At 61.6% G+C, this 14,985-nt stretch carries 13 protein-coding genes; 7 read left to right on the top strand and 6 right to left on the bottom strand.

The features are described 5' to 3' along the window. The first annotated feature begins 95 nt into the window (after window positions 1–95). Genes ABID26_RS12305 through ABID26_RS12315 form a run of 3 tightly spaced genes read left to right on the top strand, consistent with a single transcriptional unit; the run spans window position 96 to window position 3,645 of the window. Entirely contained in the window at window positions 96–1,145 is a 1,050-nt protein-coding gene (locus tag ABID26_RS12305) for an ABC transporter permease (RefSeq protein WP_126100573.1), read from the top strand. Then, window positions 1,142–2,218 carry an ATP-binding cassette domain-containing protein gene (locus tag ABID26_RS12310; protein WP_126100574.1) on the top strand — a complete coding sequence of 359 codons (1,077 nt, stop codon included), beginning with the start codon at window positions 1,142–1,144 and terminating at the stop codon, window positions 2,216–2,218. The genes ABID26_RS12305 and ABID26_RS12310 overlap by 4 nt, the downstream gene beginning before the upstream one ends. Beyond that, window positions 2,215–3,645: an aldehyde dehydrogenase family protein gene (locus ABID26_RS12315; protein ID WP_126100575.1), complete on the top strand. Its 1,431-nt coding sequence runs from the start codon at window positions 2,215–2,217 to the stop codon at window positions 3,643–3,645. Before ABID26_RS12310 ends, ABID26_RS12315 begins: the two co-directional genes overlap by 4 nt. 24 nt (window positions 3,646–3,669) lie before the next feature. Here the strand turns inward: ABID26_RS12315 and ABID26_RS12320 are convergent, their stop codons facing one another. The 6 genes from ABID26_RS12320 to ABID26_RS12345 all read right to left on the bottom strand — a co-directional run bounded on the left by ABID26_RS12320 (window position 3,670) and on the right by ABID26_RS12345 (window position 10,537). Then, the gene (locus ABID26_RS12320; protein ID WP_292303163.1) at window positions 3,670–4,194 is read right to left on the bottom strand and encodes an NAD(P)H-dependent oxidoreductase; all 525 of its coding nucleotides are present in this window, start codon (window positions 4,192–4,194) and stop codon (window positions 3,670–3,672) included. Window positions 4,195–4,355: 161 nt separating this feature from the next. After that, window positions 4,356–5,426: a GlxA family transcriptional regulator gene (locus ABID26_RS12325; RefSeq protein WP_292303162.1), complete on the bottom strand. Its 1,071-nt coding sequence runs from the start codon at window positions 5,424–5,426 to the stop codon at window positions 4,356–4,358. Between the two features lie 21 nt (window positions 5,427–5,447). Next, window positions 5,448–7,052: a GMC family oxidoreductase gene (locus ABID26_RS12330; protein ID WP_126102728.1), complete on the bottom strand. Its 1,605-nt coding sequence runs from the start codon at window positions 7,050–7,052 to the stop codon at window positions 5,448–5,450. Further along, the gene (locus tag ABID26_RS12335; RefSeq protein WP_126102729.1) at window positions 7,052–8,053 is read right to left on the bottom strand and encodes a flavin reductase; all 1,002 of its coding nucleotides are present in this window, start codon (window positions 8,051–8,053) and stop codon (window positions 7,052–7,054) included. Before ABID26_RS12335 ends, ABID26_RS12330 begins: the two co-directional genes overlap by 1 nt. A gap of 23 nt (window positions 8,054–8,076) precedes the next feature. Next, the gene (locus ABID26_RS12340; protein ID WP_126100577.1) at window positions 8,077–9,438 is read right to left on the bottom strand and encodes an LLM class flavin-dependent oxidoreductase; all 1,362 of its coding nucleotides are present in this window, start codon (window positions 9,436–9,438) and stop codon (window positions 8,077–8,079) included. Between the two features lie 433 nt (window positions 9,439–9,871). Next, window positions 9,872–10,537, bottom strand: a complete 666-nt coding sequence (locus ABID26_RS12345; RefSeq protein WP_292303161.1) for an ArsR/SmtB family transcription factor — start codon at window positions 10,535–10,537, stop codon at window positions 9,872–9,874. A gap of 109 nt (window positions 10,538–10,646) precedes the next feature. On the opposite strand from ABID26_RS12345, the gene ABID26_RS12350 reads away from it, so the two are divergent. The 4 genes from ABID26_RS12350 to ABID26_RS12365 all read left to right on the top strand — a co-directional run bounded on the left by ABID26_RS12350 (window position 10,647) and on the right by ABID26_RS12365 (window position 14,959). Beyond that, a complete protein-coding gene (locus tag ABID26_RS12350; RefSeq protein WP_292303160.1) occupies window positions 10,647–11,378 on the top strand; it encodes an MBL fold metallo-hydrolase in 732 nt (243 codons plus the stop codon). Then, window positions 11,375–12,631 (top strand): MFS transporter, encoded by a 1,257-nt coding sequence (locus tag ABID26_RS12355; RefSeq protein ID WP_292303159.1) that lies wholly within the window; start codon window positions 11,375–11,377, stop codon window positions 12,629–12,631. Before ABID26_RS12350 ends, ABID26_RS12355 begins: the two co-directional genes overlap by 4 nt. A 218-nt stretch (window positions 12,632–12,849) precedes the next feature. After that, window positions 12,850–13,740 carry an ankyrin repeat domain-containing protein gene (locus ABID26_RS12360; RefSeq protein WP_292340147.1) on the top strand — a complete coding sequence of 297 codons (891 nt, stop codon included), beginning with the start codon at window positions 12,850–12,852 and terminating at the stop codon, window positions 13,738–13,740. A 130-nt stretch (window positions 13,741–13,870) separates the two neighbouring features. Next, on the top strand, window positions 13,871–14,959 hold the full coding sequence (locus tag ABID26_RS12365) for an acyltransferase family protein (protein ID WP_292303157.1): 1,089 nt from the start codon (window positions 13,871–13,873) through the stop codon (window positions 14,957–14,959). Window positions 14,960–14,985 lie beyond the last annotated feature (26 nt).

A 14,985-nucleotide genomic window follows, 5' to 3' on the forward strand; every position in this document is an offset into this window, starting at 1 on the left:
CTGGGTCGCGGGCATATATGTCCGCGACCCATGTCGTTCTTCTTTGGTTTTCGAGATGACTTCGCGCGTCAATCGACGCCAGATGGAAGGCACTCATGGCTTTTTACGACGGACTATTCAATCAGCTCGGACTTCGTGGGTGGTGCGACGCCTCGGATTCCGCAGGGCCGATGAGCATTGCCGAACTGCTCAAGAAGAGCAAGGAAGCCAATGCGGGCGGGCACTCTGCGGCGAACGTCCCGTTCCCTTCGCTCGACGCGCTGCATGACGCCTGTCGCGCCGTGCCGCGCACCAGGGAACTCACTACCGGCATCGAGAACAGCTTCCTCCACGTGCGGGTCGCGTTGAAGACGGTGCTCGATCCTCTGACGCAACCGCTATCATGGCTCCTGGATTTCTCGCTCAAGGTCGTCGAAGTCGTTCCTTGGTGGGTGCTGGTGATCGCGCTCCTGTTACTTGTATATTTCGCGTCAAGGTCATGGTCCATCCTTTCTCTGGTGGCCGCAACGCTGTTCATTCTTGGTTTAACCGACCATCTCCATTATGCGCTCCAAACGATGGCGATCGTCTTTACGTGTACGTTCATCTGTATCCTTGTTGGCATACCTGTCGGCATCATGATGGCTAAGAGCAATCGACTTGAGAGCTTTAGCCTTCCCATCCTCGATATGCTTCAGACGCTTCCTTCGTTCGTTTACCTCATTCCCCTGATCTTCCTCTTCTCGGTCACCGAGTCGAAGCTCTACGGAATCGCTATCATCCTTTATGCCGTCGTTCCGGTAATCCGGCTCACGAACCTCGGCATCCGTATGGTCGACGGTAACGTCGGCGAAGCCGCGGATGCCTTTGGCATGGACCGCTGGCAGAAGCTGGCGAAGGTGGAGATGCCGCTGGCGCTTCCGAGCATAATGGCGGGCGTCAATCAAACAATCATGATGGCGCTTTCGATGGTCGTGATCGCATCCCTGGTGTCGGCTCCGGGACTTGGCGTCCTCGTCCTGCGCGGCATTAACAACCTCGAACTCGGCGTCGGACTGGTCGCGGGCCTCGGCATCGTACTCTTGGCCATCAATTTCGACAGGGTGAGCAAGGCCTCGATGTCGCGCGTCAACAGTACACTCCAGCTGCGGGGAGAAGGCCGTTGACCGAACAGCCGAAGATTTCCATCCGGAACCTGTACAAGATATTCGGTCCCGATCCGCGTTCTATGATCGCGAAAGTGCACGGCGGGATGGACAAGACCGAGCTGCTTGGCAAGCACGGCCACGTCATCGGGCTTCAGGACATAAACGTCGACATACGCAGCGGCGACATCACCGTGATCATGGGCCTTTCCGGTTCGGGAAAGTCGACGTTGATCCGCCATCTGAACGGCCTCATCAAGCCTACCGCCGGCGAAATCCTCCTCGACGGCATCAATGTGGCGGGCCTCACCGGCGCGGCGCTCCGGGAGCTGCGCCGGTTTCGGATGTCGATGGTGTTCCAGAGCTTCGCTCTGATGCCGCATATGCGCGTTCTGCAGAACGTCGAGATGGCGCAACGCGTCAGAGGCGACAGCGCAGCGGATGCCCATAATAACGCGATCAAATGGCTGGAGCGGCTCGGTCTCAAGGGCTTTGAGAACCACTATCCGCACCAGCTCTCCGGCGGCATGCAGCAACGCGTGGGCATCGCGAGAGCGCTGGCCTCCAATTCCGACGTCATGCTTATGGACGAGGCGTTTTCGGCGCTTGATCCGCTGATGCGGACGGACATGCAGAGCCTTTTGCTCGAACTTCAGGAGGAGCTTTCCAAGACGATCGTCTTCATCACCCACGACCTGGATGAAGCCCTCAGGATCGCGGATCACCTGGTAATCCTTAAAGACGGCGTGGTCGTCCAACAGGGTGAGCCGCAGAGCATCATCCTCAATCCGGCCGACGCCTACATCGAGAAGTTCGTGAACGACATAAATCGCGCACGCGTGCTCCGCGCCGAGTCCGTGATGGTGCCGGGTATCATCGTTGAATCCGGCACGTCGGGGCAGGTCGATGTGGACGACAATCTCGAAACAGTCATGGCGCGTTCGCAAGGCGATCTCACCTGCACCTTCGTGGTCGTCAGGGGCGGCATTCCGGCCGGGTTGATAAAAATGCAGGACGTCTTCGCGGCACTGGTCCCCCGGCATGCCGTGCCGCCTGCGGCCGCAATGGCAATCAAAGAGGCACGGACATCTTGAAACATCTCGACCATTTCTACATCGACGGTCGCTTCGTTCCGGCGAGAGACAGGCCACAGAGGGTCGTCATCAACCCGGCGACGGAAGAACCGGCCGGGAGTATCGCAATGGGCACCGCGAAGGACGTGGATACCGCGGTGGTGGCTGCCAGGAAGGCCTTCGGCACTTATGGTTGTTCGACGCGCGAGGAGCGCCTGGAGATGCTTCGGCGCGTGCTTGCGCTGTTCGATGAGCGTGCCGAGGAGTTTGCGCAACTGACGACACTCGAGATGGGCGCGCCGATCACATTTGCGCGGCAGGCCCAGATCGCCGGATCGAGGGCGCACATCGCCGACACCATTCGCATTCTCGAACACTATGAATTCGAGCGGCTGGCTGGCCGGACGCTGTTGGCATTTGAACCGGTCGGCGTCTGCGCCCTCATCACGCCGTGGAACTTCCCGGTGCTCCAGATCGTCACGAAAGTCATGCCTGCGCTGGCGACCGGGTGCACGATCGTGTTGAAACCGAGCGAGTACGCGCCGATCAGTCCCATGCTGTTCGCCGAAGTGCTCCACGATGCCTGCGTGCCGCCCGGCGTCTTCAATCTGATCAACGGAGACGGGGCAACGGTCGGCGAAGCGTTGTCGAGCCATCCGGATGTCGACATGGTGTCATTCACCGGGTCCACCCGTGCAGGCGTTCAAGTCGCTAAGAACGCAGCCGATACCGTCAAGCGCGTCCATCAGGAACTCGGCGGAAATTCCGCCAACATCGTGATGCCGGATGTCGACCTGGAACTGGCCGTAACAAGGGGAGTTCTCGGTGCCTACCGCAACGCGGGCCAGTCATGCACCGCGCCGACACGGATGCTTGTGCCTCGGCAACTGCACGAGGAGGCGATTGGGATCGCGAAACAGGCGGCCGAATCCGTGGTTATCGGTGACGTGAACGACGAAGCTACAATGCTCGGGCCGGTGATGAACGAGCGGCAGTTCGAGCGCGTCAATTCTCTGATCGAATCCGCGGTCCAAGAAGGCGCTATCCTCGTCACCGGAGGGCCTGGCAGGCCATCGTCGCTGAATCGGGGATTTTTCGTGAAGCCGACGGTGTTCGGCCATGTGACGAAAGGGATGACCGTGGCTCGGGAGGAGATGTTCGGGCCGGTCGTCAGCCTCATCCCGTATGACAGCATCGATGAGGCGATCGAGATCGCCAACGACACTCCTTACGGGCTAGCCGCTTATCTGCAGTCGAAGGATCTGGGCGCGGCCAAACGCGTCGCGTCGAAGCTTCGCGCTGGACAGGTGATGATCAATCACCCTGCTTGGGATGCGTCCGCGCCGTTCGGAGGCTTCAAGCAGTCGGGCAACGGCCGCGAATGCGGGGAATTCGGTTTCGAGGCATTCCTCGAGGTCAAGGCGATCGGCGGACTCCATGAAGGCTGAGCCAGGCCGCGCCCGCATTCGAACTCAGCGCACCGCGGCAACAAGCGTTCCCACGGCCGTCGCGATCCGCTGACGCAGTCCCTCCGTCGGTTCGTTTTCCGGCCCGAAATCGTGGTCGAGGGCATAAACGGACCCGGCCACCACGTTCGCCCGAAAGAAGGCAAACAGCGGTCGAAACTGGTGGTCGATCATCAGTTCGTGGCTCGGCGCCTTGGCGGTAGCGGCGACCAGGACCGGGCGCCCGCGAAGCGCGTTCATGTCCAGCACATCGAACAGATGTTTTAGCAGGCCTGTGTAGGATGCCTTGTACACCGGTGAGCCGACCACGAGCGCATCGCATGTTTCGATAGCCGTCCAAATTTCGTCGATTTGGGGCGGCGCCTGTTTCCTTCCGAAGGTGGCGCCAAGCGAAGGTCCGGCGTCCACCAGATCGAAGACCCGGGAGTCCCAATTCAATTCTCTCGCGGCCGTGTCGACAATCGTCTCCACCATGCTGCGGGTCTTCGAGGGACGGCTGAAATTGCCGCTGATGCCGACTATGGTTGCCACGGAGCCAGCCTCCTTTCCAGCTGTGTTTCGCGTGCGTCACAAATCGGTCGCGGTTGACGGCGCGATCGACGTCAGCTGAGCAGACAACGACCATCGCGGATCTATTGCCGCCAGGTAACCCGATGCGCTCCGCCGCAATGAAGCGGCGGACGCGTGTTCAGTCATACCATGCGTCCCAAGGATGCGCGCGATCCAGCCCGTCCGAGAGATGGAACGTAGGCACTTCGTGGACGCTGTGTCCGCATCTGCTGCGGGGAGACCCCATGGGATGCTTTGTAGCACTTGGCGAAATGGGACCCCGAGACAAAGCCGCACGCTACGGCCACGTCGATGATGGCCATGCTTGATTGCAGGAGCATCAGCCGTGCTCGATCCAGTCGAAGCTCGAGAAGGTAGCGTGAGGGAGATGTCGCGAGCTCCCTGGCGAACAGACGCTCCATCTGCCTACGGGAAAGCTTGATGTGCCTCGCCACCGCCGCGATATCCGTCTGATCCGCGATACTGTCTTCCATGAACTGAACGGCCGATAGCACAAGCGGGTTGACGCTGCCCAATGTTCTCAACGGACTGGGCTGCCGTTCAAACGGCTCCCTTATGCGGTCGACAATTGCCTGTTCGCATATCGCCAACGCCACCCGTCGGCCGCAGTCCTTTTCAATAAAGTGGAGCATCATGTCGAAGGACGCCGTCCCGCCAACGCAGGTATGGATGTCGTCGTCGCTTTCGATGAGGCCGCCGCTGACAATGACGGACGGAAACGTCTCTCTGAAGATTGGAAGGTTCTCCCAGTGGATGGTGCATCGACTCCCAGCCAACATTCCCGCATTCGCGAGAATATGCGCACCTGTACAGATTCCCGCCACGGAGATGCCGAAATTACGGCTTTGGCGCAGCCATCCCGCGACAGATTTGTCCACCGTACGCTCGACGTGCCATCCCGTGCAGACCACGATCATATTCGGCCGCTCTGCTCGTGTGCTCGAGCGCTCCGCAGCAACAGAGCGATCAGGTGAGACCGACAGTCCGCAACTGGATCGCACGGGGTCACCGTCCACGCTGACGATCCGCCATCGATAGACTTCTTCCCCCATGACCGCATTCGCCAAACGCAACGCTTCGATGGCGGATGTAAACGCAAGCATGGTGAATTCGGGCACGATGTAGAAAACGAAGGTCTTTGACACGGGCTCTTTGGTCATTGTCAGATCACTCGAAACTGCAGCGGCGGTCATGCTTACGCGCCCAGTCACCCATCATGCCGTCGCGTAGGCGGCTTGTTTCTGAAGGATCAGATCGGCGCCTTTCTCGCCGATCGCCATGCTGATGGCATTGAGATTGCAGCTCGGTATCTGCGGGATGATGGAGGAATCGACGACGCGCAGGCCCTCCACGCCGATGACCTTCAGATCCGGTGTCACGACGGCCATGGGGTCGATGCCCATCTTGCAAGTGCCGCACGGATGGTAGCTGCCGCTCGCGTTCTCGCGCATATAGGCGATCCATTCGTCGTCAGTCTGGACGTCCTTGCCCGGTTTGAACTCGCCGGTGACGTATGGCGCGAACGCCTTCGAGTTCAGCGCGGCGCGGGCGATCCTGCCGCCGGCCATCAAGGTCTCGATGTCGTAGCGATCGCTCAGGAGGTTCAGCTGGATCTTGGGTTGCTCGTATGGATCGGAAGAGCGCAGTTCGAGAAAGCCCCGGCTTCGTGAACTGTTGACGTTGGGCTGGAGGTTGATCGCGGCCTCCTTCTGCATCTCAATGCCATCATGGGTGTAGTTCGCCGAAAAAGCCCCGAAATGATACTGGATGTCGGGATATTCGAGCTCTGGCCTGGTCCGGATGAGGCCGACGCCCGTATAGGTGTAGGTGGCGTAACCCGAGCGGTCGAAAAGGAACTGTACGCCGTATTTCAGCTTTCCCAACAGGTTGAATTCCTGGTTTGCGGTCTTGATGTTGACGTAGGCCTTCACCTGCGTGCTGGCGTGCTCCTGGAGATTTCGGCCCACGCCGGGGCTGTCGTGCAGCACGTCGATGCCGTGCGCCCGCAACTGCTCCTGCGGACCGATGCCCGACAGCATCAGAAGTTTCGGCGAGTTGACCGCGCTCGCGGACAGGACGATCTCGCCGACGCACCGCTCAACCTGCGTCTTGCCACCGGCATCGAACTCGACGCCTGAGGCGCGACGTCCGTCGAATAAGATCCTGCGCACCACCGCGCCCGTCACGATCCTCAGGTTAGGCCGCTTCTTGATCGGATCCAGGTAGCCTCTGGCGGCGCTGAAGCGGGTTCCCATGTGCTGGGTGACATGAATGATAGCAGCGCCGTCCGTGGGTTCGGCGTTGTAGGCGGGGTTGTGTGGATAGCCGAGCTCTTTCATTGCTTCGACGAAGACGTAGGCAAGCTTGGGAGGCTTGCGCACGGCGCTGACGACGACCGGGCCGTCCTTGCCGTAGATACCGGTCACGCCGTCCCGGTTGCCTTCGACCTTCCTGAAGTAGGGCAGGATTTCGTCATAGGACCAGCCCCGGTTCCCCATCTGCGCCCAATGGTCGTAATCGCCGCGGTTTCCACGGACATAGAACATGGCGTTGATCGAGCTGGAACCGCCGAGTCCCTTGCCGCGGGGCATCATGTCCCGCCGGTTGTTGCGCGTTGGGTCCGGCTCGGTCATGAATTTCCAGTTGGTGCGTTCGTCGGCCATCGCCTTGAAGGCCAACGCGGGCATGATGATGTTCAATCGCTTGTCGCTGCCGCCGGCCTCCAGCAACAGCACTTTCGTGGCTGGGTCAGCGCTCAGCCTGTTGGCGAGCACGCAGCCTGCCGATCCGGCGCCTATGACGATGTAGTCCCAGTTCATCATTTCGCCGGTCTGTTCTGGGCAATCAGCTTCGAGAGAGTTCGCAGCGTAGCGCGAAGGTCCGCCTCCGGTATGCCCTCAAGCTGATCTTTCTGGAAATTCTGCCAACGCGTCCGGATCGCCTCGCGCCGATGCCGCCCGGCTTCGGTGAGAACCAACTGGCCATCCGCCGAACTGACGAGCATCCCGCGCTCGACAAGCGTGGCCAAGGCGTCCTCCGTGTCCCGTTGCCCGAGATATGTCGCCCGCGCCACCTGGTCCGTCTTCAGGCCCGGCATGTCGTACACGCAGGCGATCACCCGGGCCACCGAGATATCGAGACCTTCGGCATGGCGGTGCTCGTCGAAAACGGCCGAAAGGAGATGGTGCGCTTCGAATATCTGAGGAATGATCGTTCCCTCGGTAGCTGTCTCGGGCGTGAAGCGGCCGACCTCAGGCGCAGGCGAAACCTCCGGATGGGAATAGGCGACGCTGTACTGGCCCTGGGCGAAAAGCAGCGGCTCCCCGTCGAAACGACTGGCGCGGCGTACGAGACCGATCAGGATCGTATGGTCGCCGCCTTCGACCTGCGCGTAGGTTTCGCACTCAAAGTGCGCCAGACAACCGTGAAGCAAGGGGGAGCCGAACTCCCCAGGCGACCATGAGGTATCCGCGAACTTGTCCTCGACCTTGCTGGAGAAATGTCTGGAGACATTCATCTGTGTCGAGGCGAGGATGTTTACGGCAAAGCGCTTGCCGTTCGTGAATAGCGGATGGCTGCGTGAAGCGCGGCTTATGGACCAAAGCACCAGCGGCGGATCGAGCGACACGGAAGCAAAGGAGTTGACGGTCACTGCGGCCCGCTGATCCTCCATCTCCGCGGTGATGATCGCAATGCCCGTCCCGTAAAGGCCAAGGCATCTGCGAAAGAGACGGCTATCGTTCACTGGATCGCCCGCCTCGATCGGCTGGCGAGCGGTGTCCCTAGCAGAGAGCGTGTCTCGACCGGCGTTCGTTTGCATATCCGATACTCGTTCGATCAAATTTAACTGGCGAGACGCCTGTCGGCGGAAGCCGTGGTCGCGTAGCGGCTGGCGGGAACGGGGAGGCCGAGATTCTCGCGAAGGGTTCGCCCTTCATACTCGTCGCGGAATCGGCCGCGTCTGCGCAGTTTGGGCAGCACGAGCTCGACAAAGTCGTTGATGCCGTGTGGGAGAAGAGATGGCGTTATGTTGAAGCCATCGGCGGCGCCTTGCTCGAACCAGGACTCCATCTCGTCGACGACGTCGGCCGCGGTTCCCACGACGGTCTTGTGCTCCTGGGCCATGCCGATCTTTTTGTAGAGCTGGCGTATTGTCAGGCCCTGCTTCTGGGCGAGGTCGTAATACATCTGAGCGCTGCTCTTGAGTCCGACCTTGTCAAGGTCTGGCTTCGGCACCGGGCCGTCCATCGGCAGATGCGAAAGATCGCCGAACGAGCGGTAGAGCATCGAAAGGCCAACGATCGGATCGATGAGCGCCTCGAGCTGTTCGTATTTCTCTTGCGCTTCCTCGCGGGTGCGGCCGACGATGGGCGTAAGGCCGAGCATCATCAGGAGATCGCTCTTCTTGCGGCCGAAGTGTTCCAACCGGTCCTTCACCGAAGAATAGTAGTCCTGAGCGGACTTGAGGTCGTTCTTGGCCATGAAGACGATGTCACAGTACTCGGCCGCGATCTGCTGACCAGGCTCCGATACGCCAGCCTGGACCAGGATCGGCCGACCCTGCGGCGAGCGTCGAACGCTCAACGGCCCGCGGACGGAGAAATGCTTGCCCACATGGTCGAGGACATGCATCTTTTTTTCGTCGTAGAAGACCCCGGATTCCTTGTCGAGAAGGAACGCGTCCTCGTCCCAACTGTCCCAGAGACCGGTAACTACCTCAACGAATTCGTGCGCGCGCTCGTAGCGGGTGTCGTAATCGAGCTGCTTGCTCATCGAGAAGTTCCAGGCCTCCTGATCCGACCAGGAGGTCACCACGTTCCAGGCCGCGCGGCCGCCGCTGATCTGGTCGAGCGAGCCGTATTTGCGCGCGATGTGATAGGGCTCGTTGTAGGTTGTCGAAGCCGTGGCTACCAAGCCGATGTTGCGGGTAAGAGGGGCCAAGGCTGAAAGGAGCGTCAACGGCTCCAGTTCCACGTTGTGGCGCGATCTGCACATCGATCCCTTGGGCTTGTCGTCTAACCGGACCCCTATACCGTCCGCCAGGAACAGCATGTCGAACTTGGCGCGTTCGGCTGTCTGCGCCACTTCCAGAAACGACTGGAAGAGAGAGGCGCCATCCGCCGGTACATCCGGATGCCGCCATGAGCCGACATGGTATCCCATGTACCGCATGGAGAGCCCCAGCTTCATCTGCTTCTTGCTCATAAGAAAACCCTCCGTTGGCATGCGCGGCGGCGGCGATCTAACCACCGCCGACCCCTGGGGACATGGTCTTGTTGGGGGCAACGTCCGACTTCGGCCGGACATTGTAAACGCCGAAAAAACTGCCGTTGTTGTTAAGCGGAGCTTACGCTAGCGATGGGCTGAGGTTCTAGAAAATGTGAGGAAAATGCTACTCGCCAGACTTCTCGACCATTGCACCAAGTCAAGTGGGCGCTGGAACAAGAGGTAGCGCCGCTTTCGACGCCAATCCAGCCAGCCTGAAATGTCGCTTTTCGGCATACCACAGCGCAAAGCCGACAGACCGCTTGCGGCCCCACTCAAGGCATTCGCCATGTTGTAGCCAAGCGTCGGCAATTGGCGCTCGATGCCCTTTCGGCTCCAGCGAGCATTCCGCCCCGCCTAATTAGCCGCACCATCAGGCGGCTATTTCCACCGGCAGGCCGGCGGCCTTCCATTCCGGCATGCCGTCCTCGAGGCGGCGCGCGGAATGGCCGAGCGAGCGCAGCGCGGCCACCGCCTCGAAGGACATCACGCACCACGGACCGCGGCAATAAGCGACGACTTCCCGGTCTGGAGCGGCGTTGGCCGACCAGGCCTTGATTTCGCCAAGCGGAACATTGATCGCGTCGGGCACATGTCCAAGCGCGAACTCGTCCGGCGGGCGGACGTCGATCAGCGTCACCAGCCCGTCGCGCATGAGTGCCTGGAGTTCGTCACGTCCGACGGGCCGCATTTGGTCACGCGCGTCGAAATAGCCGCGCACGATGCGGTCGACTTCGGCGAGCTGCCGCTCGGCAACGGCGCGCACCGAAGCGAAGGCGGCGAGCACGCTCTCGTCCGCGAGTGCGTAATGGACGAATTTGCCGTCGCGTTCGGCCGAGACGATGCCGGCGCGACGCAGCGCCTGCAGATGCTGTGAGATGTTGGCGACAGGCTGGCCGAGCTTGACCGCCAGCGCTTCGACGCTGCGCGCGCCCTGCGCCAGATGCTCGATCATTTCCAGGCGCAGCGGATGGCCGAGCGCCTTGGCGACGATCGCGAACTGTTCGTAGAGGGCCTGCTTCGGATTGCGGATTGACATCGGCCTTTCAGCGACGCATCGTCATTCAATGTAATAATTGAATGATAGTTTCGGCCTGCCGTCAAGCCGGCGGTTCGCCAAGCCCAGTTGCCCGTTCGGAGGAAAGGCGATGATCCTCAGGCAATTCCTGCATACCGACCCGGTTGCCGCCTCCTATCTGTTCGGCTGCGGTGGCAAGGCTTCCGCGGCCGTCGTCGATCCGGTTGGCGACATCGCGCCCTATGTCGAAGCTGCAGATGCCACGGGCATGCGCATCCTCTACGTCGTCGACACGCATATCCACGCCGACCATATCTCGGCCGGGCGCGCGCTCGCGGAGACGACGGGCGCCGAATACGTGCTCTTCGAGGGCGCCGAGACCGGCTTCCCGTTCCGCCGCGTGAAAGACGGCGAGGTGCTGGAACTCGGCAACGTCACGGCGACCGTGATCCACACGCCCGGCCACACGCCGGAGCATTTGAGCCTTCTGGTCACCGACCGGACGCGGTCGATCGAACCCTGGTTCGTGCTCACCGGGCATACGCTGATGGTCGGAGATCTCGGCCGCACCGAGCTCGCCTCGAGCGCCGAGGACGGCGCGCGCGCGCTCTATGCCAGCGCGCGCCGGTTGAAGGAATTGCCCGACCACATCGAGGTGCTGCCAGGCGCCTATTCGGGTTCGGTCTGCGGCCGCTCGCTGAGCGGCAAGCCGACGTCGACGATCGGCTTCGAGCGGCGCTTCAACAAGGCGTTCCGCATCGAGGACGAGGATCAGTTCGTCGCAGCCATGACCGCCGACATTCCTGCCCCGCCACCGGACGCCGCCCGCACCCGGGCCGCGAATGCCGGGGCTCGGTCTTGAGCGCGGCTGCGCCCTCCGTTGCGCTCGGTCTGAAGGCCAACTGGAAGCAGTTTTCGCTTTTGGTGCTGATCAACGGCTTTGTCGGCGGCATGGTCGGCATCGAGCGGACAGTCGTGCCGCTGATCGGCGCGGAGGAATTCGGCGTCGCCTCCACCACGCTCGTCGTCTCCTTCATCGTCAGCTTCGGCGTGGTCAAGGCCTGCGCCAACCTCGTCTCCGGCCAGCTTGCCGACAAATGGGGCCGCAAGCGCGTGTTGATCCTGGGCTGGCTGTTCGGCCTGCCGGTGCCCTTCATCATCATCTGGGCACCGAGCTGGGGCTGGATCGTCGCCGCGAACGCGCTGCTCGGCATCAACCAGGGGCTCGCCTGGTCGATGACGGTGATCATGAAGGTCGATCTGGTCGGGCCGAAATCGCGCGGGCTCGCCGTCGGCCTCAACGAATTCGCCGGCTATCTCGCGGTAGGCGTCACCGCGTTCCTGACCGGCTACCTGGCGAGCCGCTACGGGCTGCGCCCGGTGCCGATCTACCTCGGCGTCGGCTATGCGGTCCTGGGTGCCGCGCTGTCGATCCTGCTCGTGCGCGACACGCGCGAGCATGTGCGGCTGGAACTGGCGAACCACGCGAAGCAGGCGTCGCCGCTCAGTTTCCGCGAGATCTTCTTGCTGACCTCCCTCAGTGACCGCAATTTGTTCGCCGCCTCGCAGGCCGGCCTGGTGAACAATCTGAACGACGGCATGAGCTGGGGCCTCTTCCCGCTCTTCTTCGTCGCCAACGGGCTCGGCGTCGAGCGGATCGGCATCCTCAAGGCGGTCTACCCCGCGGTCTGGGGCATCTTGCAGGTTGCGACCGGGCCATTGAGCGACCGGTGGGGCCGCAAGGGCCTGATCGTCGCCGGCATGTGGGTGCAGGCGGCAGGGCTTCTCACTACCGCCATGACGCGCGATTTCGGCTGGTGGCTGCTGGCGAGCCTGCTGCTCGGCCTCGGCACAGCGATGGTCTATCCGAGCCTGATCGCGGCGGTATCGGACGCCTCGCATCCTTCCTGGCGGGCGCGCTCGCTCAGCGTCTACCGTTTCTGGCGCGATCTCGGCTATGCGGTGGGCGCGCTGTCGGCGGGTCTCATCGCCGACTTCTTCGGTTTCGTCGCGGCGATCGCGGCGATTGCGGCGCTGACCTTTCTCTCCGGCGCGATCGTGGCTGTGGCGATGCGGGAGACAACAGCGTTAACGCCGGCACGAAGCGACGGCTAGCGGTGAAAAGCCTGACGCTTGATATCCGCGCAGAAGAGTCCGCCTTTGCTCGCGCCACGGCACGAGTTGATCCGGATGAGGCCTTACAACCCGCTGACAGAGGGCAGCAAGGCCATGGCCAGTCTTCCTGAAGACTCTCGTTCTCGCGGGGCATTTGAGGTATCCTTGTCCCCTTAAAAGCATGCTGCGTCCTCCGGCTTGCCTTGGGGAGGTGCCCAATGCGCAGGCTCCTGCTTTTCATTGCGCCACTGCTTGCATATTTCCCGATTGAATTGCGCGCCGCCGCCATTCACGACGCCGCGAAGAACGGCGATGTCGCGGCGATCACGGCAGCGCTCGACGCAGGTGCCGGCGTCGATGAGAGCGATGGAGACGCAACGCCCCTCTATTTTGCGGTCATGATGGGCCACATCGAAGCGGCAAAACTGCTCATAGAACGTGGTGCGGACGTCAACGCCCCGACGACTTGGGGTCGCCCGCTGATGGCGGCTATGGGGAAAGGCAAGATCGATCTGTTAAATCTGTTGCTGGAGCGGGGCGCAGATCCAAATTCGGACCGTGACGGCGAATCCGCCCTTCATGTCGCCGTCATTCTCGGTTGTCTCGACTGCGTGAAGGCACTGGTCGTGGCCGGCGCGGACGTGAATGCGAAGACAAATGGCGGCAAGACACCGCTCCATCTGGCAAAACGCCGGGGGCAACGCGAAGTTGCCGACTATCTGATGTCGCACGGCGTCGTCTTGCCAACACCAGCCCCGATCTCGATGAAGTTGGCTTCTGCCGATGTCGAGAAAGGCCGAACCTACTTCACCCGTGTGTGTCACGGTTGCCACAATGCCGAGCCACAGGGAGGGAACAAAACGGGACCGAACTTGTGGGGCGTCGTCGGCCGCGACAAGGCATCTATGGCAGATATGCGTTACTCTGACGCCTTGCTGAGCTGGGAAGGCGTATGGTCGTACGAGGACCTGAACAGATATCTCTTCGGGCCCATGCTCACCAGGCCGGGCGTCTCCATGGAGATTCCGGGTGTCCCGGACGAGACCGAACGGGTCAACCTGATCGCCTACTTGCGCACACTCAGTGACAAGCCGATCCCGCTACCTTGAATCGATAATCTCTTCCGCAACTACTGCACGGACCTGCGTCGTCGCCGCGTTTACGATATCCGAAGCTTCATGCTGCTAGGGTTGGGCCTGTCCGGTACTATGGCGCAGGTGAATTTCCTCGAGATCGTTCATGAGCAGCCCGATGCGCATGCCGTGGGTGGACACGGCGAAAGGTCTTTCCATCATCCTGGTGGTGATGATGTATTCGGCCTACAACACCGGTGAATACACCGGCGGCGTCGGCTTCCTGCATTACGTCATCGGCTTCGCGACGCCGTTCCGCATGCCGGAGTTCTTTCTCATCTCAGGCCTGTTTCTGTCGCAGGTGATCGACCGGCCGTGGCGGCGCTATATCGACCGGCGCGTCGTCCACTATCTCTATTTCTACGTGCTGTGGGCGATCATCTCGATCGGGCTGAAGATCGGCATCTTCAGCCGCGATCCCGCCGGTATGCTGCACGATCTCGCAATGGCCGTCGTTCAGCCCTATGGCGTGCTGTGGTTCATCTACATGCTGGCGGTGTTCGGCCTCGCCGCGCGCGTCCTGCGTGGGCTTGGCGTGCCGCACTGGATCGTGATCGCGGCCGCCGCGGCGCTGCAGATGTGGGCGCCGCATTCGCAGAGTTACGCCCTCACGCAATTCGCCGCCTATTTCGTGTTCTTCTATCTCGGCTTCGTCCTCGCGCCTCTGGTGTTCCGTCTCGTCGAATGGACGCAAAATCGTTCGACGATCGCCGTTGCGGGCCTGGCCGCGTGGGCGATCGTCAACGACCTGCTCGTCTATTCGCCGGGTTATGCCGTTCAGCCGGTCGGCATGCAAATGGGCCTGGCGGCATGGCCGCCGCTGCATCTTACGCTTGCCGTCGCCGGAGCGGTGGCGCTCTGCGTCGCCGGCGGCTTCCTGTCGAAATTCGCCTCGATGGAATGGCTGCGCTGGCTGGGCGAGCATTCGCTGGTCGTCTATGTCGCCTTCACCATCCCGATGTCGATCTTCCGCGGTCTCGCCCTTGCAAGCGGCCTTTTGACCGACACCGGCTGGCTCAGCCTCGCGGTGCTGCTCGTCTCGGTCGTCAGCCCGGTCATTCTCTATTTCATCGTCAAGCGCACCGGCTTCGGAAACTTCCTGTTCGAGCGGCCGGCCTGGGCGCATATCGACAGGCCGAGCGCTGCGAAGGCCTCCGAAAAGGCCATGGTCCGGCCAGCGCGCGAGGCGGCCTGATCGGGCCGCATGCTTGAGGCTATCCG

Source organism: Mesorhizobium shonense (assembly GCF_040545255.1).
Classification (GTDB): domain Bacteria; phylum Pseudomonadota; class Alphaproteobacteria; order Rhizobiales; family Rhizobiaceae; genus Mesorhizobium; species Mesorhizobium shonense.